The organism is Borrelia maritima, from assembly GCF_008931845.1.
Taxonomy (GTDB): Bacteria; Spirochaetota; Spirochaetia; order Borreliales; family Borreliaceae; genus Borreliella; species Borreliella maritima.
The window spans coordinates 497,290-521,216 of sequence record NZ_CP044535.1 but is presented as its reverse complement, the minus strand read 5'-3'; the positions used below and the strand labels follow the sequence as shown (position 1 = coordinate 521,216).

The following is a 23,927-nucleotide window of genomic DNA, read 5'->3' as shown; positions in this document are numbered from 1 at the left end:
ACCCTTAATTACCCTTGTTGCTTACACCAAGCTCTAAAATGAGTTCAACTTCCCCAATAGATAATTTAGTCGCTCTAGAAATCTCTTCAGCGCTCCATCCTTGCCTCATCAATTTTATTACAGAATTCCTAACAGTTTCATTATTAAGACCAACATTATCTTGATATTTAGAATCTGTTTTAACAAGAATGCCAAGAGTTTTTATTCTCTCTTCTGCTGCAATATTTAAATTTTCTAACCTTGTCTCAGACTTTACTACCTTCTCTCTAATAGTTAAAGTATTTTTCAATCTATTTTCAATATCTACTAGTATTTCCTTTAAATTCTGAGCATTAGTCAACACTTCTTCTGACAGCCCTTTGTTTAATAAGAGATTTGAAACAACATTTTCCATATCCTTGAGATTGTCCTGAAACTTAACGCTCTCCTTACTTAAAGAATTAAATCTTTTCTCAATTTCATTTATTAAATCAAAGTTCTTATCAACAGATTCTATAGTACTCTTTAATATACTCTCTTTATTGCTAATTCTTTCATAATTATCAAGAATAGTTCTCTGTTCATCAGCTATTTCTTTTATTTTAGCTTTATAAATTTGCACTTCATCATAAGATTCAATTAAACTCTTATATCTACTATCAAATGAAGAGTAAAATTCAAAAAATTTATTAAAATCATTCTTAATAGCTTTAACTGATTCCTGTTCTAACTTTAACTCATTAAAAGTTTCAATAATACCTAATGTTTCTTTTTGAATATTATAGAATTCTTTGTTAACGTTTTCAAAATTATTTTTATATTCCTGAGCAAGATCTATTTCCTTTTGTAAAGTTTTCCATAATTTTTCCAACTTGTCTTTAAGAGAATAAGCCTCCAAAAATATCGAATTATTTTTTTCAAGTTCAGCATCTAGTTTTTTAAAATTTTCAATTTGGAAATTTATTTTATCATAACTATCTTCAAACTCTTTTCTCAAATCAAATTTGTATTCAAATAAATTGTCTTTAATCTCACTAGCAAATTTATTAAATTTAATGTCATAATTTAATATTTTAGATTCCAGTTCTAAAACATTAGAATCAACTTCTTTTAATAATTCTTTACTCTTTTTCTTAAATTCAACCTCAAATTTATTAACTTGTTCTTGTAAGTCATTCTTTAAAGTTTCAATCTCCAATGTGGAATGTTTTAAACTTTTTTTAAACTCATCTTCAAGTATACTAACCTCTGATTTTATAGATTTAGAAAAAGAATTATATTCGTTTTCAATTGAAGTCTCAATATTATTTCTGTATAAACTAATTTTTTCAGAAAATTCTGAAATATCTTTATGCATTAATTCAATTTGACCTTCAAAGCTTTCTTTATCACTAGAAATTATATCAACCATTTCCCGCCTTACTCTATCAAAATTAGAAGACAAAGTTGTAAATTCATGCTCAAATTTTTGATTAAGATCAAAAATTCTATCTTCAAGATTCTTTTGCTGAGTTAAAAATTTCACTTCTGCTTGAATTAATATGTCTTCGGTCTTCTTGCTAACTCTTTCGTCTATCTTTTCTACTTTAAAATCAACAGTTTTTTCAAGATCTAAAACTTTAAGATTTAATGAATCACCAATATTTTTAAAATCAAGATGAATTGATTGTTCAATTTTTTTAGCCTCGCTTTGCAAATTAACAAAAATCTCTTCGGCCTTAACCTCAAAACCATCTTTAAAAGATTCTAAACCAACCTTAACATTTAAAATATCATTTTCAAATGATTTAATTCCAAGTTCAGCAAGATTTATTCTCCTCTCTATATCACTATAAGATTCTTCTTGCCAATTTTTTACATCATCTTTAATATTTAAAAACCAAGAATCAATAACATTTTGTCTATTATTTACAAAATCAATAAATTCATCTACTCTCCCAGTAATATTGGTTTCCATTAAAGCTATCTCACTCTCCATATCTTTTTTTTTAGAAGAAAATTCTTTGGTAAAATCCAAATAAAAATTTTCTTTATCATTTTTCATTTTTTGTTCAATATCTAAATGGAAATTTTGAATAAGCTCTGTTTTTTTTTCCAAATTTTTAGACAAATCATATTCTAAATTTTGAATTTTATCATTATATGAGGAAATAAAGTTTTCCAAAGAATATTTAAGCTCTTCGCCTCTAACTTTCAAATCTTTAAAAAAATCTTCTTCTAATAGTTGAAGGTGTGATGAAACATTGTGATAAGATTCTTCTTTTAGCCTAATAACATCTTTTTCAACATTATTTAAATCAGATTCAAGATTTTTAAGATTTTTCAGTTGAGATTCAAGTTCAAAAATCATATCTTTATTTGAATTCTTAAACTCTTCACTTAAAGTTATAATATAAGAATTTAATCTCTCTAAAAACTCATCGTACATATCAGCATACTTTCTTTCAAGCTCATCATATTGACTTAATGCTAAATTATCAATGGCTTTAATTTTATTGTCAATTTTACTCTCCAAATTCAATTGCCCTTCATTGCACCTTTCTTCAAGTTCAATATACTTAAGATTAAAATCATTAGCCATTTTATCAATACAGCCATTCACTTTGTCATTCAAACTTTCCTCTATGCTATCAAAAGTACTTTCAATAGATCTTAAAGAATCAATTCTCTTATGAATTTCATCTTCATACTTTACAATGTTATCGTTAATTAAAGAGTTTGCCTTTTTTATACAAGCCTCAAAATGATTTTTTATATTCTCTTCAACACTTACCTTAATCTCTCCAAATTGAGAATTTATAACACTGTAAGAATCTTTAATTTTGTTTTGCAATTCTTTTTCAAGCTCTAAAATATCTTTTGATCTTTGCTCTATTATTTCAAAATTATGATCCATTTCAGAAATCTTAATTTTAAAATTTTCATCATTTGTTGTAAGTGTTTTATAAATTTCATCTCTAATTTTTGAAATAGCTGCCTCACTCTCAATTAAAAATGTAGAATATCTCTCTTCAAAATTACTCTCAATAAGTTTAAATCTTTCCTTATAAAGATCGTTTAAAAATTCAGACTTACTCTCAATATTATTTTTAAGATCATTTGTTATCTCTCCAAATCTCTCTTTCGCCTGCATAATATCACTATCAATCGTTCTTCTATAATCAATTGCTTCCTCTAATCTAGATTTATAATACTGCTCAATCTCTTTAACAAACTCGCTAATTCTTGCCTCTCCATCATCTGTTAAATCTTTAACTTTTAATTCAAATTTTTCAACCTGATATTTTGATACATCAAAAGATTCCTTAAGTTTTTGAAGATTTTCATCCATGCCTTTACTAAGATTGTCTATTCTATCTGTTAATCGTCTATTTAAATTTTCAATTCCATGTATTATTTCATCTTCAAGTTTACTAGAAATATTTTCTGAATATCCTCTATAATTAGATATTACTTCATTATATTTCCCATTAATTTCTTTGTTTATATCATTAAACTTTACACTAAGAGAATCAAGAGTAATGTCTATATTAGCCTGAAAAGAGGCAATATCGGTTCTTTTGTCTTGTAGTAAACTATCAACCTCTTTAACAAATTCTTCTGAATTATTTAAAACAACAGCAAACTTCTTTGATAAATTTTCCTCAAGTTCTCTAGTCTCTTTATTGAAACGGTTCATTATATCTTGTAAAAGCTCATCAGAATATATAGTACCTTGATTTCTAAACTCATCTATTTTGTCAAGATAATAACTCTCAAGACTTTCTATAGAAAATTTAAGCTCTTTAATTTTTGTAGTTGCTTCAGAATCTATTAAATCCAGATCCACTTTGCCCGAAGACAATAAATTTTCAATTTTAACAGTTATTTCGTTTAATCTGCCTTGCCAATCACTAAGCTTGCTGTCTACTTCATTATTAATTGAATCTTTCCTATTTAAAATATCTTTAGAAATTTTATCTAAAAAATCATCAATTTGCCTTTCATTGTCTGATTTCATATTAGAGACAATTTGTAGTTTTGATTCAATAAATTCATTAAGATCAGATTTAAAATTATTTAAAATATCTTCTGATTCAATCTTGAAATCTTTCAATTTGTAATCACATTCTTCAATTTTACTTATAACAAAATTATTCTTATCATCAAATTTTTTGTTCAAATCCTCAAGCATAAATAAACTTTTATCTTTAATTACTTCTGTTTGCCTATTAATAAATTCTTTAATCTCTAATATGGCTTCATCACTTTGTGAATATGACATATCTTTTAATTCTTTATATTTTTCTATCACTAAACTCTCAATATCGCCTGTCTTTAACAAAACATATTCTATTCTATCGTTAACATCTTTTTCAAAATTCTCTATTTTTAAAGTAGCAGATGAAAGCAATTCTTCACTAGAAATCTTAATATCAAGCAAAGATTTATTTAAAGCAACAAGTTCATCTTTCCAACTACCGTGCATATCAATGGCTTTCTTTTGAATATGATCTGAAAGATCATTAAAAACACTCTCGCTAAGCTCTATTCCTTTGTCTTTTTGAATCTGAATTAAACTTAAAAATTCTTCATTTGTTTTATTTATTTGGAATTCAATATTTTTCAAATTAGCATCCATTTCAACTTGCCACTTTGAATATTGAAGCTTACTTTCTTCTAGCTGACTAACAAAAATATTTACCTCATCGTAATAACGATCCTTAAACTCTACTATATTTTTACCAATTTCATCTTTAATATTAATTAAACTAGTATTAAAATCTTGCTTTAAAGACTCTTGGTCTTTTTCAAAGATACTATAAAAAGACCCAATTTCATTTTCTAATTTTTTATTTAAATCTTGAAATTCTCTATAATTATTAATCGCTTCTTTAGAGAGTGTGTCAAATTTATCCCCATAAATTAAAGAAAACTCATCCATTTCTGCTGTTAATTTATCCGTAAAGATCTTATATTTAGATTCCATTTGATCTTCAAATTTAGAACTACTAGAATCCAAAGATTCAAAAAGAGCTTTATACTTGGAATTTAAATTGTCACTTAAATTTGAATAATTATTATTAAATCTCCCATTAATTTCTTCAAAATTAGAAATCAAATTATCATTAAGCTTAACAAGCTTGTCTTGAATATTAGAATCAACATCTAAAAGTTGAGATTCTAATTGCATTTTAATTTGATTAATATCACCTTTAAAACTTTCACTAAATAATTCAATATCTGACCCAAACTTATTTTTAAATTCAAGATATATTCCATTAGAATCATCTTCAAGCCTCTTCATCAAATCCATAGCGCCCGCCTGAACACTTTCCATTTTGGAATTCAAATCTAATAAACTAAGCTCTACCCTTTCTCTAATACTCTTATCAACTTGATCTATTTTATTTTCATAATCCTCATAAATATTTTTAAGATTTAAATCAACTTGAGATCTAAATTTATCAAAAACATCATCGACTTGCTCTTCATACTTTCCCATTTCTATTCGCATTGACTCTTCAAGTGAATTAATTCTTGAATAAACATTGTCCTTAAAAGAAGAGCTCATGGAAGAAATTTCATCATCAACTAAAATCAATTTATCCTCAAGTTTGTCTTGAATTTCCTTAGATCGATCATCAACATATTTAAAGATATCCTTAAATTTATTTTGTAATTCTTCATTCAGCCTATTTAAAATAAAATCTTCTTTTTCATTAATTTTATTTTTTACGCTCTCCATAATAAGCTCTATAGAATTTTCTATTAACTTATATTTGTTTTCATAAAAAGAAAAAGAACTTTCTATCTCTTTGCTATATTTGCCAATGTTAAATTCAACCTTTTCTAGAAAATCACTGAATTCTAAATTTAATTTCTCATTGCCCTTAACCAAAATATCCTTTTTTCTCTCTTCAATATTTGCTAAATCTTTTTCATAAAAACTAATCTGCTCATTCAAATTGTCCATTTTGGAAACAAGATCCTTAATATTAATATCAAATTTTTCCCAACTGGCAATTTTAATAGACTCGAGATTCTCTTTATTGGTTTTATCAAATTTTTCTAAAACTAAATTTAAATTTGATTCAACCGAATCAATCTGAGTATTAAATCCCTTTAATGTTTTTGAAAGTTTATCTACTATTTTCCCATCAACTTGCAATCTTTGTATATTCTCTTGGACTTTAAGGGTCATTTCATCAAGATCCTTAAGCATAGAATCATGATAAGCTATCTTTTTTTCAACCTCTGCAAAATCGTTGCTTTTGTTTTTAATTTTTTGCTGAACTTCGTCAATCCTTTTTATTATTTCTATGCTAGATCTTTGATAAGCTTCCATATCAACAGCAAGATCATTAATCTCCTTTGTCTTGTCTTCAATAAAATCTTCAAGATTAACCTTTGTAAGATCAACGAACTTTTTAATTTTATCTAATGCTCTAGAACGTTTATCATATTGTCTATAAACAAATAAAACTATTGAAACCAAAAAAAGGTTAACCAAAATAGTTACAAAATCTATCATAAAATATTTTACCCATATTCTATATATTCAAACGTATATATTCTCTTAAGTCTTTGTAATCATGAAAAATAAAATCAATCATTTTTTCGTAATTTTTTTTCTTTTTTGAGAAAAAGGCTGCTTTCATTGAAACATTTTTAGCACCCAAAATGTCATATTTATAAGAATTGCCCACATACAAAATATTATTACTACTTAAATTTAAATCCTCAATAACTTTTAAAAAAGGCGCTTTATGTGGCTTTAAATATCCAGTGTCTTCCGAGGAATGAAGAATATCCCAAAAACTGTCTTGAATCCCCAATAAATTTTCTACACGACCTAAAATAGGAAAGTCTGACATTACACCTAATTTTATCCCCTTAAATTTAAGCCAATATATTAAATCTTTCACTCCAAAATATGGCTTAAGCTTCTTAAACTTATCGCTAAAAATCTGACTGTAATATATTTTATTTAATAAAAAAGCACACCAATTTTCATTAAGATTTAAATGCTTAGAAAGCATTTTAACCTGAAGAGAAAATAGTTCATACCTATTTGAAGGCGAAAACTGATTATTTTGCAAAATTCGTATTTCTTTTCTAATCTGTTTAAAAGCTAAAAAAAACTTAACATTGGTTAAAAATTCAAAAAACATTAATTTATTTCTATCCACCTCAGGATACAAGGTGCCATCTAAATCAAATACTACAGCTTTAATCATGACGATTGATTATTCGCCTTTATTGGTATAGGCACTATAGGCAAATTCTCAGGAATCTTAACTCTAACTAAATGAATATAAGATTTTGGATACCTTTTTTGAAGAGACTTGATTGAAGTCTCAGCATTAACCTCATTAACAGAAACTCTAAAAATCCTATTTTCATCAAGAAATGGAAGAAACAAAACAACATGCTTATGGAGTATCATGCTTGATGAATCGTTAACACCTGTGTTAATAGATCCTAAGTAAATATATCCAGGCTCATTTAAAGCTAGACTATACAATAAAAACTCTAAATTTTCAATTTTATAGCCACGATTGTCAATATAATCAAAAAACTTAATATTATTTACATCATTTTCTTTAACTTTAGATAAATTTAAATCCGCATTAATATTATTTATCCTATAGGCAATATTGCGAATCCAATCAAGACCAAAAAAAGGATCCTTATTAAATTCGTAAGTTTTAGTAAAAACATTACCCCTCACACCAATATGTCTAAGCTTAAGGTCATCAATTTTTAAAAGTCGTCCTGTCATTGATTTATAAATTGAATCCGCCACCCATTTAACAAATCCTGAGCAATTAAACCCCACAGGATCTTTTTGCAAAGATCCAGTTTCTATATGTACCATTTTGCCAGACTCATCCATTGCACCATCAACAACCTCAGCAATAGAAAAAGATGCAAAAGCTTTCCTTAAAACAATTGCCATATTAGAAATATTTTTATAAACATCAAAATACTCAGGAATAAAATACTTAAAATCAATAATTCTACTAATATAATTTATTATATTGCCAAGAGAAATTGTTGCAATCTCTTCAATCTTAAAAGGCAATTTAATATCTTTATAAATTAAAGTGTTCACTAAATAAAAATCAGCACTAGAGGAAAATTTTGCAGGCTTTATTCTAATAAACGTATCTCCCCTGTTGATAAAAAATATTTTTATCTGTTCAATGCCGGCTTTTCCAACCTTAATAACATAAGACCCTGGGAAAATATAATCCACATTCTTTTTTTTATTAAAAAAAGAATAATAAACATACCCAAAAGACTCTGCACTTGAAACTTCAATGTAATAATTTTCTGTAATCAAATGCTTTATTGGACTTATTTTTTTTTGCAAATGGCTTGAATTAAAATATTTTGAATACTTAGTCCTTATATCAAAATCATAAAAAAAACTCTCAATCGCAAAAAGATTTAGACTCTTAATTATTAAGAATAAAAATATATATTTCACTTTAAATCTCTTATTTTTTCCTTTAATTCTACTAAAATTGGAATATTTTTATATCCAATTTTACGCAAATTATTTACTAAATAATTATAGTAAGAATTTGGAAAATTTTTTATTTTATTTGCAAAAAGAACAAACTTAACAGGGTTAGTGCTAACTTGTGTAATATATTTTATTTTATGAAAAATATTTAAATGATAATCCTTGACCCATAAGTTTAACATTTTATTTAGATCTTGAGTACTAGTTTTAAGCTCAAGCTGATCTTTTAACTTAAAAACTTCTTTAAAAAGAGAATCTAGACCCATCTTTTTATGAACAGAAATTCTAAATATAGGTGCAAAATTTAAGATAGGAAAAAAAAATTTCACACGACTCTTTAAGGCTCCAAAATAACCTTTAGATTTTTCCACAAGATCCCATTTGCTAAAAACAATAATAATTCCTTTTCCCTTTTTAGTGACATAATGTGCAATCTTTTTATCCTGAGAAGTTAATTCTTCTTTAACATCAATCAACAAAAACACAATATCCACCATATCAATTACTTTTAACGCCCTATTAACAGAATAATATTCAACAATTTCATTTACTCTCGCTCTTCGCCTTATCCCAGCTGTATCAATAATCTCAAAAACTTTGCCATTTTTGGTAAACTTAGTCTTAATAAAATCTCTAGTAGTACCAGGTTGGTCTGAAACAATTGAGATTTCATTTCCAGATAAATAATTAATAAGAGTAGACTTGCCTGAATTAGGCTTGCCTATAATTCCAACTTTAATATTAACTTCATCCTCAATATTAACTTGACCAACTTCTGCTTTTAAAAAATCTCTAAGCTCAGTAATGCCTCGAGAATGAACTGCACTAACCAAAAAATAGCGCTTGAATCCTAAATTATGAAATTCATAAGCTAAAAATTCCTTATCTTTAGTATCTACTTTGTTTAAAACTAAAATTACTTTACTAGTATATTTTCTCAGCCTCTCAATAATCTTATAATCTTCAAGTAAAATTTCATTAACATCTAAAACCAATAAAATTAAATCAACTTTTTCTAAAGAGTTTAAAACCTTTTGAACAATAACTTTGCTAATCTCATCTTTTAAGATCGTAAACCCACCAGTATCAATTAATTTAAAATTAAAAGAACCAACCCTACAAACCTCTTCAACTAAATCCCTAGTAACGCCGTAAGCACTCTCAGTAATACTTCTTTTGGTATTTAAAATTCGATTAAATAAAGCAGATTTCCCAACATTTGGTCTACCAACAATAAGAACCTTTTTATAACTAAGCAAAGCAAATACACCTCTTTATTTATTCCGATATTTCCATTATAATATCAAATATTATTATTTATGCCAATTGCACGTGAGTGTTTGTATTGAAAAGAAAAAAAAAATCACCCTCAAACAAATCAGACATGCTTTTAATTTTAATTGCTATTATTTTAACAATAATTAGTGCCTTATTAATAACTAAAAATTCGCTTATAATGCATATTTTTAAAGAAAAAGATTTTGACAACAGCTTATTTGAATCAAATCAAACACAAGATAAAAAGTTAATTGAAGCTAAAAAAAACAATGATAAAAATACAAATATAAAAATACTCAAAAATGAAAGTTTTTTAATCCAGCCGCCAGAAATAAAAAAACTTGAAGAAGAACTTAAACAAAACCAAAGAAATAATAGTCTTAAAAATAAAAAATTTATTAAGCTTTATTTTATAAAAGTCACTCCAGAAGGCTATTTTTTAAGACAAAATGTAAAAAGAACTATATTCTACGACAAAAACATTCTAGAAGAAACACTAAAATCTTTAATCAAAGGGCCAAATGAATACGAGCTAAAAAATAATTTTTTAAGTTTAATCCCTATAAAAACTAAACTGTTAAACTTAAGCTTAAGTGAAGGAATTGCCAAAATAAACTTATCTAAAGAATTTTATGAAAATAGTTTCGGGATTGAAGGAATAATTAATCAAATCGCTCAAATAATCTTAACATGCCTTGAAATCAAAGGAATTGCTGGAATAATTTTAACAATAGAAAATAATCCAATAATACTTGAGGAATTAAACTTAAACTTTTCAGGAATATTAAATAAAAAAACTTTAGACAAATATTAAAATTTAATACCGCTAAGCAATTGCATAGAGCTTGAAATATTTAAAACGCTTGATCCAACAACTAAAAACATAAATTCTTGATTGCCTTTTTTGCCTTTGGTTTTTAACTTTAATATATTTTTAACTTGTAATTTATTTTTATAAAACTTTTCAATTACACTTTGCAAAATTATCTTCAAATACTTGCTATTCACAACACCATTAAAATTTTTTATATCTAAATTTAAACTTTTAAACTCAAACTGAGGCTTAATTAAAACTATAATAAAATTATCAGAAAGTTTATCTATTAAGTTTACACATATACTTATTGATGATCTAAAAGAAACATCTACAACTGCAAAATTAGGCACAATTTTAAATCCTTTAACATCAAAAATATTAGTTCTCTCTAAAACTTCAACTCTCGGATCAATCCTTAATTTATAAGAAAGTTGATTAATACCTACATCAATTGAATAAACAAAATTGGCGCCACACTGTAACAGACAATCAGTAAAACCACCAGTTGAAGAACCAACATCAACACAAATTTTATTTTTAACTTCGATCTTAAAATATTCAAGAGCCTCTAAAAGCTTATACCCCCCCCTTGACACAAATGTTTGGCAAGTATTCTCAACCAAATCTATTTTACTTGTTTTGTTTATTAAGATTTTAGGATTTTTTTCTTTATGAGAATTTACATATACACTGCCTGTTAAAATAAAAACCATTAATTCTTTTCGTGTTTTTTCTGGATATCTTTTACAAAGTACATTTAATAAATTATTTCTGAATTCTTTCAATTTTTAAAGCACAACCTGTCCTTAAATTAGAAGTAATAACAACCCCCTGTAAAATTGTATCGTCTTCTGAAACTTCAGATCTTAAAGAGGTATATTCAAGCAAGCCTTTAAGAGAAATATCAGGATTAAATCCTATTACAGAATTTAATCCCCCTGTCATTCCGACATCACTAATATAAGCTGTCCCTTTTGACAATATTCTTTCATCTTTGGTCATAATATGAGTATGTGTACCGACAACACCTGTTACAGAACCATTTAAAAAATATCCAAAACTTTCTTTTTCATAATTACTCTCAGCATGAAAATCTACAAAAATAGTTTTAACCTTATTGCTAATCATATTAACCAATTTTTTTGTGCTATCAAAAGGGTTCTTAACAATAAAATTCATATTTAAAACCCCTTGAACATTAATCACAGCAACCTTTTCATCTCTAATGGTTAAAAAACAATAACCATGCCCATCTAACAAATCTGAAAAATTATTTGGTCTTAATATATATGTTTGCTTATTTAGATAATCATTTATTTTATAATTAGAATACACATGATTACCAGTAGTAATAACATCAACACCCGATCTAAAAAGATTATTTGCTATTTCTGGAGTTATACCAAAACCATTTGAAGAATTTTCTCCATTAGCAATTACTAAATCTATTCGATATTTGTTCTTAATATTTTTAAGATTAAAAAAAACTTTCTTTAATCCACTCTCACCTATTATATCCCCAATTATCAAGGTTTTAATAGTGCTATCTTGCATATTCAATAACTCTGGTTTCACGAATAATTGTAACTTTAATTTTTCCAGGATATCTCATTTCAGCTTCTATCTTCTTAGCAATGTCCCTTGCAAGTAAAACTGACTTTTCATCATTAACCAAGACATTGTCAACAATAATTCTAACTTCACGACCAGCCTGAATTGCATAGCACTTTTGAACACCTTCAAAACTATAAGCAATGTCTTCGAGTCTTTTAAGCCTATTTATATAGTTATTCAAACTTTCTCGTCTTGCTCCAGGACGAGATGCTGAAATGGCATCTGCTATTTGAACAACAATAGCTTCAAGGCTCTCAGGTTTCACTTCATTATGATGAGCAGCAATAGCATTAACAACAATTTCGCTCTCTCCACAACTTTGAGCAAGTTCAGCCCCAGTAATGGCATGCCCCTCGCTATTTTCAGAAATACTTTCCATCCCTTTCCCAATATCATGTAAAAGACATGCTCTTTTTACTACAACAGGATCTAATTTCATTTCTTTCGCTAAAATTTCTCCTATTATAGCCGTTTCTTTAGAATGGCTTAGAACATTTTGACCATAACTACTTCTAAAATAAAGCCTTCCCAGCCCTCTAATAAGTCTCTTATCAAGCCCATGTATATTAAGATCAAAAACTACCTTTTCACCTTCTTCTTGAATAATACTATTTATTTCATTGGTAACATTATACACAACTTCTTCAATCCTAGCAGGGTGAATTCTACCATCTGTAACAAGCCTTTCTAAAGTTCTCTTGGCAAGCTCTTTTCTTATTGGATCAAAACAAGATATAACAACAGCTTCAGGCGTATCATCAATAATAATATCGGCTCCTATTAAAGTCTCAAGGGCCCTAATATTACGCCCTTCTTTACCTATAATCCTACCTTTCATCTCATCATTGGGCAATTCAACAGAAGCTACTGTAAACTCCGAACTTACCTCTGTAACAATACGCTGCATGGTAGATACTAAAATATCTTTTGCGACCTTATCTGCTAATAACTGGGCTTCTTGCTCACTTTTATTGATAATAACTTGAGCATCTCTTCTAGACTCATGTTCAATTTTTTCAATTACAATTTTTCTTGCGTCCTCTCTTGTAAGACCAGAAATATTCTCTAACCTCTTAATAAGATCGGCCTCTTTTTCTCTTATTATTTTTTCTTTGTGTTCAAATTCTTTAATTTTAAAATCAACTCTGGATTGCTGTTTATCAAGAGCAGATATTCTCTTATCTAAAGTTTCTTCTCTTTGTAATAATCTTTTTTCTAGATTAACAATCTCATTTTTTCGATCTCTTATATCCCTATCTTGCTGGTTTTTTTCTTTAAGCATTTGAGATTTTGCATTAGCAATAATTTGCCTTCTTTCATTTTCTATCTCTAATTTTGATTCTACCCTTACTTTTGTCAGATTTTTTTCTAAATCTAATAAAGACAATCTACCTAAAAAAACTTTTACTAAAAATCCTAATATAAAGCCAGCAAAAATAGAAGAAAAAATAATATATATCATATCATTTAACTCCTATGCTGTTTAAAAACAATTTAAACTTTATCTTTAAAACAGTGTGCTAAAATTACTAATTATTCAACTTTTAAAGGCTTTTCGACTAATTCTAAAATAGCCATTTCAGCCGCATCTCCATATCTTTTCCCTAATTTAATCACCCTAGTATACCCACCACTTCTTTGTCTAAAAACAGGAGAAATTTTGGTAAATAGCTTATTTAAAATATACTTATCATGTATAAATTTTGATAATTCTCGTCTATTATGCACAGTATCAACTTTTGCCTTTGTAATTAATCTTTCAGCAAATCTTTTAACTTCAAACAATTTTACCTTAGTAGAAGAAATTTTTTCATGTTTTAAAAAAGAAATCACCATATTCTTTAAAAGTGCCCTTCTATGGCTAGATTTTCTACTTAATCTATTAAAACCCAATTTTGTTTTCATGAAACACCCTAAATTCTCCTTTTATTCAGATATTTTAACATTCTTGCTCAATACAGATAGAGCATCTTCTTTAGACATTCCTAAAAATAATCTATAAGAACCAAGTTTTTCGATTATCTCTTCTAAGCTTTTTTTCCCAAAATTTCTCGCTTTAGAAAGATCTTCTGCATTTTTGCTAATAAGCTCTCCTAAAGTTCTCACATTTTCTTTAGCTAAACAATTTAAAGATCTGACTGACAAATCTAATTTTTCAATACTCATATCAAGTAAGTTAGAACTTTCTGATTTTGATTTTTCAAAAGATACATTAACATTATCTTCAAAATCTACAAGAGGAAACAAAAACTCTCTTACTGTTGATGCTGCCTTTTTTATTGCATCTTTGGCAGAAATAACGCCAGTAGTCCAAATTTCCATTACAAGCTTGTCATAATCTGATCTTTGACCAACCCTAGTATCTTCTACAGAATATGAAACTTTCTCTATAGGAGAAAATATAGAATCTAAAGCAATAACATTAACTTCTTCTAAATATTTGGAATTTTGCTCAGAAGACACATATCCTCTGCCATAATTAATTTGAAATTCAAAATCTAAATTCACATCATGTGATAAAGTGGCTATAACCAAATCTTTATTAAAAACTTCAACCCCATCTCTTTCAAAATGAGAAGCTTTCAAAACATTGGTATCTTTACCATTAACACTAAAGCTTATTATCTTTCTTAGCTCTCCTTCTCCCAATTTCAAATGGATATTTTTAATATTTGCAATGACCTCAAGAGTATCTTCAGAGACTCCAGGAATCAAATCAAATTCACTTGAAACAATCTTGGAAGAAGAGTCTTTGTTGTTAGATTGAACTCTCATAGCAGTAATAGCATACCCTTCAATAGAAGAAAGCAGCACACGCCTTAAAGTATTTCCTATAGTAATCCCAAAACCTCTTTCAAAAGGATATATCGTAAATTTACCATAAGATCCATCATCTTGGCCTTTTAAAAATTCAATTTTTTCAGGTATAGTGAAATCTTTCAAAAATTTTTCCGTAGGCATCATAACTCCTTCTAGCTAAACTCGTCTGGTTTTTTTTGGTCTACATCCATTATGGGGAATGGGGGTAATATCGGAAATTGATTTTATAGTCATACCAATCGAACCAATAGCTCTTATTGCAGACTCTCTACCAATACCTGGCCCTTTTATATATACATGAACATAATTAATTCCAAAATCTCTCACTTTATTTAAAGCAGATTCCGCTGTCATTTGAGCAGCATATGGGGTTGACTTTTTAGCTCCTTTAAAACCCATCCCACCAGCACTTGCCCAAGCCAAAGCATTTCCCTTTATATCAGATACAGTAACTATAGTATTATTAAAAGTAGCTTGTATATAAACGTTTCCCTCTCCAATATTTCTTTTTATTTTTTTTTTATTACTAGTTGATAATTTTGCGCTCAACTTGCCCTCCAAATCTTAAAAACTATTTTATTTTATTTGCTAGCTATTTTCTTATTAGCTACAGTCTTTCTTTTTCCTTTTCTAGTTCTTGCATTCGTTTTAGTTCTCTGCCCCCTTAAAGGCAATCCTTTTCTATGCCTAACGCCCCTATAACATGCTATATCCATAAGTCTTTTTATAGACATAGCAACCTCACTTCTAAGCTTTCCTTCCACAACATAATCACTTTCAATTACCTTCCTAAGTCGATTAACCTCATCATTATCTAAATCTCTAGCAATTTTGCTTGGAGAAATACTTGACCTATCGCAAACTTCTAAAGCTCTTGTTCTACCTATACCATAAATAGAAGTAAGCGCTATTTTTAATTGTTTATTACTTGGCAAATCTATTCCTGATATTCTAGCCATCTTATTCCCTCTAATCTTTACTTTTGTCTTTGTTTGTGCTTCAAATTATTACAAATAATTCTTAATACACCTTTTCTTTTTATAACTTTACATTTTTCACAAATTGGCTTTACACTTGCCCTAACTTTCATAGTCAAACACTCCTAAATTTTTTGCAAAAATGCATAATTCTTTTTATTTCCATGAGAAAATCCTTGAGTTTTTAAATAAGCATCAATATGAATTAATGTATCAAGAGCAACTCCTACCATAATAAGCAAAGAAGATCCTCCCATTATTCTAGAAACATCATGTGGAAATCTAAAAATATTTTGCACTAAAAATGGAATAATTGCAATAATCGACAAAAAAATAGATCCTGAAAATAAAGTTTTATTCATAATTTCATCCAAATATCTTTCCATCTCATCAGATTTTATTCCAGGAATAGTTCCCCCATTCTTACGAATATTATTGCTTATATCTTTAGGACTTAATTGAATCTTAGAATAAAAATAAGTAAATCCAATTATTAAAATCACATTTAAAAAAGTATAATAAAATCCGCTAGGCCTTAAGTATGATAAAATTTGTCTAGCTATAGAAGAGGTTTCTGCAAAACCACTTAAAATTTGTAGAGGCAAAGTAATTAAAACAGAAGCAAAAATAACAGGCAAAACGCCCGATGGATTCAATTTAATCGGTAAATATGAACTAACCGTACTAGTAGAATTTGCTCTAGCATAATGAATAGCAATTCGCATTTGAGCCTTATATTCGTATATAATTAAGATAATAACTAAAATAAATATACTTATAACAAGTATTACAAAAACAGGATTAATATTTTGAGAAGGATCCTGCATGCTTTGAAATAAGTTAAACAAAGCTGCTTGAAGTCTAACCACTATTCCAGAAAAAATTATCAAAGATGTTCCATTACCCACGCCTCTTTGATTAATCTGTTCTCCAAACCATAAAAGGATAAATGTTCCTGCAGTAACTGTTAAAATAGCAATAAATATATATCTATAAAAGGGAATAGTAACAGCGCCCGGAATACCTTTAGCATAAAGACTTGTTGCATACCCTTGAACTACAGCTGCAAGTATTGTTAAATACTTTGTATATTTTTTAGTCTTTTGTCTCCCACCATCACCTTCTTGCATTTTTTTTAAAGAAGGAAACGAATATACAAGAAGCTGTATAATAATAGATGCTGAAATGTAGGGGCCTATACTAAGCATAAATATAGAAAAATTACTAAAAGCTCCGCCTGAAAAAAAATCAAAATAATTAGCAATTGAAAAATCTGATTGCGACTTAAAATAACTTTTAAGCGCTAAAGAATCTATTCCCGGTATCGGCAAATACGAACCAACCCTAAAAAGAAAAAGAATAAATAAAGTAAACAAGAACTTATTTCTTAAATCCTTAATAGTAAATAAACTTAAAAACAATTCTTTCATTTTTATTCCACTTTAAACTAATTTAATAGTACAGCCAATTTTCATTACAAGGCTTTCAGCCGATTTAGAAATTTTAGAAACCTCCAAGGAAACTTTTTTTGTAAGCCTACCATTAGACAAAATCTTAATTCTTTTATCTTTCTTTTTTATAAGTTTATTTTCAAGCAAAGTATCATAATTGACAACTTGCCCATCCTTAAATTTTTTATCTATATCCCCAAGATTAACAATTGCATATTCCAATTTATAATCATTATTGGAGAAACCTTTACTAGGCAATCTTCTATAAAGAGGAGTCTGCCCACCTTCAAATCCAAGTCTTGGCGAAGTATTTCTTGCTTTTTGGCCTTTTTGCCCTCTCCCAGAAGTTTTACCAAGTCCTGAACCTGGACCTCTACCAACAATTTTACGTCGCTTATTTGCTCCTTTAGGCTTGAACAAGTTAAACATTGCTTACCTCGCTTAATAAAATCATATTAATACTCTTGTTAAGCATGCCCTTAATAGATTCATTTAAAAAATGCACCTTTTTATCGCCCATTTTATTTAAACCTAATGCTTTTAAAACTTTAACCTTCTTATCTAATTTTCCAATAAGACTTCTTACAAGACAAACTTGTACATTTATATTGCTTTTGGAAATAATTTCCTTATTCTTTTCCATTCTTCTAATAAAACATTTATTCTTAGACCTGGCCCTTGAAGCATTAAATCTAGCTTTCTTTAATTGTAATCTCAATTTCCTTTTAATCATACATTAACCCCATAAAGTTTTCAAAGTTTTTCCTCGCATCTCTGCTACTTTCTCAGCATCCAATACCAAATCAAATGCCTTAAAAGTTGCCTTCACTACATTTATAGAATTATTAGAGCCAAGAGACTTGCTCAAAATATCATGGACTCCTAAAGCCTCCATTACAGCACGAACAGGCCCTCCTGCAATAACACCAGTACCATGCGTAGCTGGTTTAATTAAAACTTTAGCTTTTTTAAAGCAACCAATAACCTCATGTGGCAATGTTCCTTTTCGAATAGGAACAAATCTTAAATTTTTCCTAGCACTTGTTAAACTTTTTTTTATTGCATCACTAGCATCATTGGCTTTACCAAATCCCCAACCAACACACCCTTCTCCATCTCCAACAACCATAAAAGCAGCAAAAGAGAATCTTCTACCACCCTTAACAACCTTAGTAACTCTATTGAGTGATATTAACTTTTCTATCTGCTTTCTCTGAACCTGAACATCTACCATAAATACACTCCCTTAAATATTAATACCAAACTCTCTCAAAGAAGTTGCAAAACTTGCAATAACTCCATGATACTTATAGCCATTTCTGTCAAAAACAAGATTATTTATATTTTTTTCTTTAAGTCTTTTAGCAAGAATTTCCCCAAGTTTTCTTACATCATCAATATTTTTATTTAATTTAAGACTTTTTTCAATAGTAGAAACACTTACAATAGTATGTCCCTTACTATCATCTATAACTTGCGCATAAAAATATCTATTTGATTTAAATATAGTAATTCGTGGCCTGCTAGCTATCCCAAGCCCTATTTTGTTCTTTATTCTTTTTTTACGCCTAAGCTTTCTCTGCTCTGCTTCTTTTATTTTTTTCATAACTATTAACCCAAAGACTTATTTTTTTACACCAGATTTTCCAACTTTTCTTCTAATAACCTCATTATCATACTTGATACCCTTTCCTTTATAGGGCTCTGGTTTCTTTAAACTTCTAATCTCGGCAGCAACCTGACCAACCTTAAACTTGTCTATTCCTTCAATAGAAATTTTAGTATTCCCGTCAAGCTTTATACTAATGCCATCTGGAATAACATATTCAAACTGAGTTGAATAGCCAAGGCTTAAAAAAAGACTATTGCCTTGTTGCTCCGCTCTATACCCTATCCCATTTATAGTAAGAGACTTAGAAAATCCTTCAGTCACTCCTTTTATCATATTAAAAATTAAACTTCTGTAAAGACCGTGATAAGCTTTTGCTTTTTTATCATTTAAATCCCTACCAACAATAACACTACCATCCTCAACTTTAACGTTAATACTATTTTTTATATCTTGAACTAATCTTCCCTTAATTCCCTCAACTATTACCAAATTATCTTTAACATCAATCTTAACAGCATCTGGAATCTTTATGGGAAGCCTTCCAATACGTGACATATATCCCCCTATTTTAAACTACCAAACTGAGCAAATCAACTCACCACCTATTTTTTTATCTTTAGCTTCCCTGCCGGTAATAACACCTTGAGAAGAAGATACGATTAATATTCCATATCCATTCTTTATTCTTGGCATATTTTTATATGAAGAATAAATTTTTCTACCAGGAGTAGAAATGGCATCTATTTTATTTATAACAGGATTTCTTTTGTTGTCGTACTTTAACAAAACCTTAATAAAGGCAAGTCCTTCTTTTTCTAAAAAATTAAAATCCTTGATATAACCCTCTTCTTTAAGAATGTTTAATATTGATTTATTCATATTAGACATCTTTAAATCTACAGACCCATGCTTAACTCTGCTTGCATTCCTTAATTTAGTTAGCATGTCTCCCACTGAATAAGTAATCGCCATAAAATCCCCTTACCAACTTGATTTTGAAACGCCAGGAATTAATCCCTCAGAGGCGTACTTTCTAAAACATATTCGGCACATACAAAAATCTCTCAAATATCCTCTTGGACGACCACATAATTTACATCTATTATTTTGCCTTGTCTTATACTTAGGCTTTCTCAAAGCCCTAATAACCATTGATTTTTTAGCCATATACCTTACAAATCCCTTTAATTACTAAACGGCATTCCAAATTTCAAAAGCAAAGCTTTGCTTTCTTTGTCATTTGAAGCTGTTGTTACAATTGTAACATTCAAACCAGATATTCTCTCTATTTTATCATAGTCTATCTCAGAAAATATTATTTGCTCCGTTATCCCAAAAGAATAATTTCCATTACCATCAAAAGCATCCCCATTGATTCCCCTAAAATCCTTAACTCTGGGCAATGCTAAATGAATAAGCTTATATAAAAATTCATACATTACATTACCCCTAAGTGTAACTTTAGCACCTATTTCTTGCCCTTGCCTAATTTTAAACCCAGCTATTGCTTTTTTAGCTTTTGTCTTTACAGCCTTCTGGCCAGTAATTTGAGAAAGCTCTAAAACCGCAGAATCTAGCAGCTTCTTATTCCTAACAGCCTCACCAACACCCGTAGAAATTACTATTTTCTCAAGCCTGGGAACTTGCATTATAGATTTATATTCAAATTCTTTAACAAGATCTTTTACAACGGTATCTTTATAATATTTCTTCAATTCAGGAATATAATTCATAAAACCTATACCCTCTGTCCATTTTTTTTAAGATATCTTATTTTTTCATTATTTTCAAATCTAATACCCAATCTTGAAGAAGTTCCTTTGATAAATATCATAACATTTGAAATATCTATAGCAGCTTCCTTATCTATTATCTTGCCTTTTTCTTGGGGTGTCCTAGCTTTAATAACTTTTTTAACCATATTGCAAGATTCAACAATAACTTTATTTTTTTTCCTATTTATACTAGCAATCTTGCCTATTTTCCCCTTATCTTTTCCAGAAAGAATTTTTACGCTATCACCTACCTTAAATTTTGTCTTCACAAAACCCCCTTTTGCTATATCACCTCTGAGGCTAATGATACTACCTTCATAAAATTAGCATCCCTAAGTTCTCTTGCAACAGGCCCAAACACCCTTTTACCCCTAGGACTTAAATTAGCATCAAGTATAACACAAGCATTATCATCAAACCTAACATAAGTTCCATTTTTGCGTCTTACTTCTTTAGAAGTCCTAACAATCACAGCTTTATAAACATCTCCTTTTTTAACAGAAGAATTGGGAATTGCTTGTTTTACTACAATAGTGATTATATCCCCAATTTTGGCATAACGCCTTTTACTACCACCAAGCACTTTAATGCATTGAGCCACCTTGCCGCCAGTATTATCAGCAATTGTTAAATAAGTTTGCATCTGAATCATAATCAACCTCCTTTAGAAAAATCAAAGTTATTTCAATTTTTCTAAAACCTCAACAAGAGACCATCTTTTATCTTTACTAATAGGTCTAACTTCAATAATTTTTACCTTATCGCCAACTTTTGAAACTTCCTTTTCATCATGAGCTTTAACTTTCTTGCTAACTTTTAAATACTTATGATAGATTGGATGCATCTTTCTTTGAACAATTTCTACTACTATAGTCTTAGACATCTTGTCACTAACAACTTTACCAATTAATTCTTTTTTATTTTCTCTTGCCATACTTAAACCTTTCTAATGCCTAATTCATACTCACAAATCATTGTATTAAGCCTTGCAATATCACGCCTAATCTCTCTTTTCTTTAAAGGGTTTTCAACATGACCTACAACAGATTTAAATCTTAAATCTAAATATTCTTTCTTTAATTCTAGCCTTTTAGCCTTCATGTCCTCAAGAGTAAAATTCTTAAAATTTTTCAACATAATTACCTCAAATCTCGCCTTACAACAAACATGGTTTTTACTGGAAGCTTAGAGCTCGCAAGTGACATAGCCTCTTGAGCAAGCTCCTCCACAACCCCGGCCATTTCAAACATAACAGTGCCAAGCTTAACAGGAGCATTCCAATGATCAACACCACCTTTACCCTTGCCCATTCTAGTCTCAGCTGGTTTTTTAGTATAAGGAATATCTGGAAATATCCTTATCCAAACTCTTCCGCCTCTTTTTATTTTACGAGTCATTGCAATACGAGCGGCTTCAATTTGACGAGCAGTAATAAAATTTGTTTCCAAAGAAACAAGTCCATATTCACCAAAAGAAATTTTATTGCCCTTTTGGGCCTCTCCGGACAATCTTCCTCTCTGCTTTTTTCTATATTTAACCTTTTTTGGACTTAACATCTAATTACCCTCCAATATTCTGCTCATCAGAGTCAACTCTTCCTTTTGGAAAAGACACACTAGATTTATTTAAAAGACTAGCTTCATTTTTAGATGATCCATCTTTTTTATTTAAAAATCTAGCTTGCTTTTCACTGGCCTTCTCTCTATTATTTAAAATTTTATCAAAATTTTTAACAGCCTCACCTCTTTCCCTAAAAGGCTTTCTATTTATTACCTGACCAGCATCAGAATTAGTTTGCCTTCCTAAAACTTCACCTTTAAATAACCAAACTTTAACTCCAATGATCCCATAAGTAGTTTGAGCTTCGGAAAACCCATAATCTATATTAGCTCTAAGAGTATGTAAAGGAACACGACCCTCCTTAACTTCAAAACTTCTTGCAATCTCAGCTCCACCAAGTCTCCCGGCAATCTTAATTTTTAGACCTTGAGCACCTTTTAACATAGAAGTAGAAAGGGCTGATTTTAAAACTTTCCTATAAGACACTCTATTTTCTACTTGTTTTGCAATCCCATTAGCAATAATTTGAGCATCAAGCTCTGGCCTTTTAACCTCTTTGATCTTAATACTAATCTTTTTAGAAATTTTTTTAGCTAACAATTGACCAAGCCTTTCAAGATTAGAACCTTTAAGCCCTATTACAGAACCGGGTCTTGGAGTAACAATTACTACTGTTACTTTTTGAGGATTATTTCTAATTATTTCTATATCAGAAATATCAAATTTAATCCCCTTGAGAAAATTCATAATTTCTCGTCTTATTAAAAAGTCTTCATGAAGAATTGTAGAATACAATTTTTTATCAAAATACCATTTTGATTTCCAATCCTTATTAATTTTTACCCTTAAGCTATATGGATGTACTTTTTGACCCATACTTTATCCTTTCATATCTCTTTTTTCATCAACTTCAACAAAAATATGACAATTTCTATTAACAAGCCTATCAGCCCGACCTCTAGCCCTAGGCCAAATCTTTTTACGACGACGCCCATCATCAACCATAACTACTTTAACAAATATCATATCCTCGGAAAGATTTTTATTGTGATACATTGCATTTGATGCTGCTGATTTAACAACTTTTTCTAAAAGCTTGGCTCCTTTATTAGGCATAGAACAAAGCACTGCAATAGCTTTAACATAAGACTCGCCCCGTATATTGTCAGCTAACGGCCTAACTTTTTTTGGAGAAGAAGGCAAATTTTTACCCCTTGCTGTATATCTTCTATTTACCAACATAACTACTTTACTTCCTTCCCTTTTTATCTGATTTAGCATGCCCTCTAAAAATCCTTGTAGGTGAAAACTCACCAAGCTTATGCCCCACAAGATCTTCAGTAATATAAATAGGTATAAAAGTCTTTCCATTGTAAACAGATATAGTAAGACTTACCATTTCAGGAATTATTGTTGAAGATCTGGAATAAGTTTTAATAACAACCCTTTTATCACTTCCAAAAGATGATAAAACTTTTTGATAAAGACTCTTTTCTATAAAAGGTCCCTTTTTAATAGATCTTGCCACT

The 23,927-nt window shown here is 29.0% G+C and carries 30 protein-coding genes; 1 reads left to right on the top strand and 29 read right to left on the bottom strand.

What is annotated here, in order from left to right; translation table 11 throughout:
- Window positions 1-4: 4 nt before the first annotated feature.
- The 4 genes from DB723_RS02555 to der are packed head-to-tail and all read right to left on the bottom strand — an operon-like array spanning window position 5 to window position 9,753.
- Entirely contained in the window at window positions 5-6,493 is a 6,489-nt protein-coding gene (locus tag DB723_RS02555; protein WP_151552292.1) for a SpiroCoCo family coiled-coil protein, read from the bottom strand.
- A gap of 19 nt (window positions 6,494-6,512) precedes the next feature.
- Window positions 6,513-7,199: an HAD family hydrolase gene (locus DB723_RS02550; RefSeq protein WP_151552290.1), complete on the bottom strand. Its 687-nt coding sequence runs from the start codon at window positions 7,197-7,199 to the stop codon at window positions 6,513-6,515.
- Window positions 7,196-8,455, bottom strand: a complete 1,260-nt coding sequence (locus DB723_RS02545; protein WP_151552289.1) for a hypothetical protein — start codon at window positions 8,453-8,455, stop codon at window positions 7,196-7,198. Before DB723_RS02545 ends, DB723_RS02550 begins: the two co-directional genes overlap by 4 nt.
- Window positions 8,452-9,753, bottom strand: a complete 1,302-nt coding sequence (gene der / locus DB723_RS02540) for a ribosome biogenesis GTPase Der (protein ID WP_151552287.1) — start codon at window positions 9,751-9,753, stop codon at window positions 8,452-8,454. The genes DB723_RS02545 and der overlap by 4 nt, the downstream gene beginning before the upstream one ends.
- An 86-nt stretch (window positions 9,754-9,839) precedes the next feature.
- Here der and DB723_RS02535 point away from each other — a divergent pair, with 86 nt between their 5' ends.
- Complete coding sequence (locus DB723_RS02535) at window positions 9,840-10,586, top strand: GerMN domain-containing protein (protein ID WP_151552285.1); 747 nt, start codon at window positions 9,840-9,842, stop codon at window positions 10,584-10,586.
- On the opposite strand, the gene DB723_RS02530 is transcribed toward DB723_RS02535, so the two are convergent.
- The 25 genes from DB723_RS02530 to rpsS form a co-directional block, all read right to left on the bottom strand.
- Window positions 10,583-11,374 (bottom strand): TlyA family RNA methyltransferase, encoded by a 792-nt coding sequence (locus DB723_RS02530; protein WP_151552283.1) that lies wholly within the window; start codon window positions 11,372-11,374, stop codon window positions 10,583-10,585. The two genes, DB723_RS02535 and DB723_RS02530, sit on opposite strands and share 4 nt — an antisense overlap.
- On the bottom strand, window positions 11,355-12,143 hold the full coding sequence (locus tag DB723_RS02525) for a TIGR00282 family metallophosphoesterase (protein WP_151552282.1): 789 nt from the start codon (window positions 12,141-12,143) through the stop codon (window positions 11,355-11,357). Before DB723_RS02525 ends, DB723_RS02530 begins: the two co-directional genes overlap by 20 nt.
- Window positions 12,133-13,665, bottom strand: a complete 1,533-nt coding sequence (gene rny / locus DB723_RS02520) for a ribonuclease Y (protein ID WP_151552280.1) — start codon at window positions 13,663-13,665, stop codon at window positions 12,133-12,135. The genes DB723_RS02525 and rny overlap by 11 nt, the downstream gene beginning before the upstream one ends.
- A gap of 71 nt (window positions 13,666-13,736) precedes the next feature.
- Complete coding sequence (gene rplQ, locus DB723_RS02515) at window positions 13,737-14,108, bottom strand: 50S ribosomal protein L17 (protein ID WP_151552278.1); 372 nt, start codon at window positions 14,106-14,108, stop codon at window positions 13,737-13,739.
- A 21-nt stretch (window positions 14,109-14,129) separates the two neighbouring features.
- Window positions 14,130-15,164: a DNA-directed RNA polymerase subunit alpha gene (locus tag DB723_RS02510; protein ID WP_151552276.1), complete on the bottom strand. Its 1,035-nt coding sequence runs from the start codon at window positions 15,162-15,164 to the stop codon at window positions 14,130-14,132.
- A gap of 15 nt (window positions 15,165-15,179) precedes the next feature.
- The gene (rpsK, locus tag DB723_RS02505; protein ID WP_151552274.1) at window positions 15,180-15,572 is read right to left on the bottom strand and encodes a 30S ribosomal protein S11; all 393 of its coding nucleotides are present in this window, start codon (window positions 15,570-15,572) and stop codon (window positions 15,180-15,182) included.
- 32 nt (window positions 15,573-15,604) lie between these two features.
- Complete coding sequence (gene rpsM / locus DB723_RS02500) at window positions 15,605-15,982, bottom strand: 30S ribosomal protein S13 (RefSeq protein WP_151552272.1); 378 nt, start codon at window positions 15,980-15,982, stop codon at window positions 15,605-15,607.
- Window positions 15,983-15,999: 17 nt separating this feature from the next.
- Window positions 16,000-16,113, bottom strand: a complete 114-nt coding sequence (gene rpmJ / locus DB723_RS02495) for a 50S ribosomal protein L36 (RefSeq protein ID WP_151552270.1) — start codon at window positions 16,111-16,113, stop codon at window positions 16,000-16,002.
- 12 nt (window positions 16,114-16,125) lie between these two features.
- Window positions 16,126-17,430: a preprotein translocase subunit SecY gene (gene secY, locus DB723_RS02490; RefSeq protein WP_151552268.1), complete on the bottom strand. Its 1,305-nt coding sequence runs from the start codon at window positions 17,428-17,430 to the stop codon at window positions 16,126-16,128.
- A gap of 12 nt (window positions 17,431-17,442) precedes the next feature.
- A complete protein-coding gene (rplO, locus tag DB723_RS02485; protein WP_151552267.1) occupies window positions 17,443-17,880 on the bottom strand; it encodes a 50S ribosomal protein L15 in 438 nt (145 codons plus the stop codon).
- On the bottom strand, window positions 17,873-18,184 hold the full coding sequence (gene rpmD, locus DB723_RS02480; RefSeq protein WP_151552265.1) for a 50S ribosomal protein L30: 312 nt from the start codon (window positions 18,182-18,184) through the stop codon (window positions 17,873-17,875). Before rpmD ends, rplO begins: the two co-directional genes overlap by 8 nt.
- Window positions 18,185-18,187: 3 nt before the next feature.
- Window positions 18,188-18,685 (bottom strand): 30S ribosomal protein S5, encoded by a 498-nt coding sequence (gene rpsE, locus DB723_RS02475; RefSeq protein WP_151552263.1) that lies wholly within the window; start codon window positions 18,683-18,685, stop codon window positions 18,188-18,190.
- Window positions 18,686-18,697: 12 nt separating this feature from the next.
- Window positions 18,698-19,057 carry a 50S ribosomal protein L18 gene (gene rplR / locus DB723_RS02470; RefSeq protein ID WP_151552261.1) on the bottom strand — a complete coding sequence of 120 codons (360 nt, stop codon included), beginning with the start codon at window positions 19,055-19,057 and terminating at the stop codon, window positions 18,698-18,700.
- 18 nt (window positions 19,058-19,075) lie between these two features.
- Window positions 19,076-19,618, bottom strand: a complete 543-nt coding sequence (rplF, locus tag DB723_RS02465; RefSeq protein ID WP_151552259.1) for a 50S ribosomal protein L6 — start codon at window positions 19,616-19,618, stop codon at window positions 19,076-19,078.
- A gap of 18 nt (window positions 19,619-19,636) precedes the next feature.
- A complete protein-coding gene (rpsH, locus tag DB723_RS02460) occupies window positions 19,637-20,035 on the bottom strand; it encodes a 30S ribosomal protein S8 (RefSeq protein WP_151552257.1) in 399 nt (132 codons plus the stop codon).
- A 9-nt stretch (window positions 20,036-20,044) separates the two neighbouring features.
- Complete coding sequence (locus DB723_RS02455) at window positions 20,045-20,230, bottom strand: type Z 30S ribosomal protein S14 (protein WP_151552255.1); 186 nt, start codon at window positions 20,228-20,230, stop codon at window positions 20,045-20,047.
- 17 nt (window positions 20,231-20,247) lie between these two features.
- Window positions 20,248-20,796 carry a 50S ribosomal protein L5 gene (gene rplE, locus DB723_RS02450; protein ID WP_151552253.1) on the bottom strand — a complete coding sequence of 183 codons (549 nt, stop codon included), beginning with the start codon at window positions 20,794-20,796 and terminating at the stop codon, window positions 20,248-20,250.
- A 5-nt stretch (window positions 20,797-20,801) separates the two neighbouring features.
- Window positions 20,802-21,107 (bottom strand): 50S ribosomal protein L24, encoded by a 306-nt coding sequence (gene rplX, locus DB723_RS02445; RefSeq protein ID WP_151552251.1) that lies wholly within the window; start codon window positions 21,105-21,107, stop codon window positions 20,802-20,804.
- A gap of 14 nt (window positions 21,108-21,121) precedes the next feature.
- Window positions 21,122-21,490 carry a 50S ribosomal protein L14 gene (rplN, locus tag DB723_RS02440; protein WP_002557079.1) on the bottom strand — a complete coding sequence of 123 codons (369 nt, stop codon included), beginning with the start codon at window positions 21,488-21,490 and terminating at the stop codon, window positions 21,122-21,124.
- A 27-nt stretch (window positions 21,491-21,517) separates the two neighbouring features.
- Entirely contained in the window at window positions 21,518-21,772 is a 255-nt protein-coding gene (gene rpsQ, locus DB723_RS02435) for a 30S ribosomal protein S17 (protein ID WP_002557078.1), read from the bottom strand.
- Window positions 21,773-21,774: 2 nt separating this feature from the next.
- Entirely contained in the window at window positions 21,775-21,975 is a 201-nt protein-coding gene (rpmC, locus tag DB723_RS02430; protein WP_002557077.1) for a 50S ribosomal protein L29, read from the bottom strand.
- A 2-nt stretch (window positions 21,976-21,977) separates the two neighbouring features.
- The gene (gene rplP / locus DB723_RS02425) at window positions 21,978-22,394 is read right to left on the bottom strand and encodes a 50S ribosomal protein L16 (RefSeq protein ID WP_004789534.1); all 417 of its coding nucleotides are present in this window, start codon (window positions 22,392-22,394) and stop codon (window positions 21,978-21,980) included.
- A gap of 4 nt (window positions 22,395-22,398) precedes the next feature.
- Window positions 22,399-23,274 carry a 30S ribosomal protein S3 gene (gene rpsC, locus DB723_RS02420; RefSeq protein WP_151552249.1) on the bottom strand — a complete coding sequence of 292 codons (876 nt, stop codon included), beginning with the start codon at window positions 23,272-23,274 and terminating at the stop codon, window positions 22,399-22,401.
- 3 nt (window positions 23,275-23,277) lie between these two features.
- The gene (rplV, locus tag DB723_RS02415) at window positions 23,278-23,640 is read right to left on the bottom strand and encodes a 50S ribosomal protein L22 (RefSeq protein ID WP_151552247.1); all 363 of its coding nucleotides are present in this window, start codon (window positions 23,638-23,640) and stop codon (window positions 23,278-23,280) included.
- Between the two features lie 7 nt (window positions 23,641-23,647).
- Complete coding sequence (rpsS, locus tag DB723_RS02410) at window positions 23,648-23,926, bottom strand: 30S ribosomal protein S19 (protein ID WP_014540695.1); 279 nt, start codon at window positions 23,924-23,926, stop codon at window positions 23,648-23,650.
- Window position 23,927 lies beyond the last annotated feature (1 nt).

Bases quoted from the DNA above. Each gene is read 5' to 3' on its own strand.
- rplE (WP_151552253.1), bottom strand. From the start codon at position 20,796: ATGAATTATATTCCTGAATTGAAGAAATATTATAAAGATACCGTTGTA.
- DB723_RS02555 (WP_151552292.1), bottom strand. From the start codon at position 6,493: ATGATAGATTTTGTAACTATTTTGGTTAACCTTTTTTTGGTTTCAATA.
- rpmJ (WP_151552270.1), bottom strand. From the start codon at position 16,113: ATGAAAGTTAGGGCAAGTGTAAAGCCAATTTGTGAAAAATGTAAAGTT.
- secY (WP_151552268.1), bottom strand. From the start codon at position 17,430: ATGAAAGAATTGTTTTTAAGTTTATTTACTATTAAGGATTTAAGAAAT.
- rpsE (WP_151552263.1), bottom strand. From the start codon at position 18,685: ATGGTAGATGTTCAGGTTCAGAGAAAGCAGATAGAAAAGTTAATATCA.
- DB723_RS02550 (WP_151552290.1), bottom strand. From the start codon at position 7,199: ATGATTAAAGCTGTAGTATTTGATTTAGATGGCACCTTGTATCCTGAG.
- rpsC (WP_151552249.1), bottom strand. From the start codon at position 23,274: ATGGGTCAAAAAGTACATCCATATAGCTTAAGGGTAAAAATTAATAAG.
- rplV (WP_151552247.1), bottom strand. From the start codon at position 23,640: ATGTTGGTAAATAGAAGATATACAGCAAGGGGTAAAAATTTGCCTTCT.
- rpmC (WP_002557077.1), bottom strand. From the start codon at position 21,975: ATGTTGAAAAATTTTAAGAATTTTACTCTTGAGGACATGAAGGCTAAA.
- rpsM (WP_151552272.1), bottom strand. From the start codon at position 15,982: ATGGCTAGAATATCAGGAATAGATTTGCCAAGTAATAAACAATTAAAA.
- rplP (WP_004789534.1), bottom strand. From the start codon at position 22,394: ATGTTAAGTCCAAAAAAGGTTAAATATAGAAAAAAGCAGAGAGGAAGA.
- rny (WP_151552280.1), bottom strand. From the start codon at position 13,665: ATGATATATATTATTTTTTCTTCTATTTTTGCTGGCTTTATATTAGGA.
- rpmD (WP_151552265.1), bottom strand. From the start codon at position 18,184: ATGATTAAAAGGAAATTGAGATTACAATTAAAGAAAGCTAGATTTAAT.
- DB723_RS02510 (WP_151552276.1), bottom strand. From the start codon at position 15,164: ATGCCTACGGAAAAATTTTTGAAAGATTTCACTATACCTGAAAAAATT.
- rplO (WP_151552267.1), bottom strand. From the start codon at position 17,880: ATGTTTAACTTGTTCAAGCCTAAAGGAGCAAATAAGCGACGTAAAATT.
- rplN (WP_002557079.1), bottom strand. From the start codon at position 21,490: ATGATTCAGATGCAAACTTATTTAACAATTGCTGATAATACTGGCGGC.
- rpsH (WP_151552257.1), bottom strand. From the start codon at position 20,035: ATGGCGATTACTTATTCAGTGGGAGACATGCTAACTAAATTAAGGAAT.
- DB723_RS02525 (WP_151552282.1), bottom strand. From the start codon at position 12,143: ATGCAAGATAGCACTATTAAAACCTTGATAATTGGGGATATAATAGGT.
- rplF (WP_151552259.1), bottom strand. From the start codon at position 19,618: ATGTCACGTATTGGAAGGCTTCCCATAAAGATTCCAGATGCTGTTAAG.
- rpsQ (WP_002557078.1), bottom strand. From the start codon at position 21,772: ATGGCAAGAGAAAATAAAAAAGAATTAATTGGTAAAGTTGTTAGTGAC.
- rplR (WP_151552261.1), bottom strand. From the start codon at position 19,057: ATGAAAAAAATAAAAGAAGCAGAGCAGAGAAAGCTTAGGCGTAAAAAA.
- DB723_RS02455 (WP_151552255.1), bottom strand. From the start codon at position 20,230: ATGGCTAAAAAATCAATGGTTATTAGGGCTTTGAGAAAGCCTAAGTAT.
- rplQ (WP_151552278.1), bottom strand. From the start codon at position 14,108: ATGAAAACAAAATTGGGTTTTAATAGATTAAGTAGAAAATCTAGCCAT.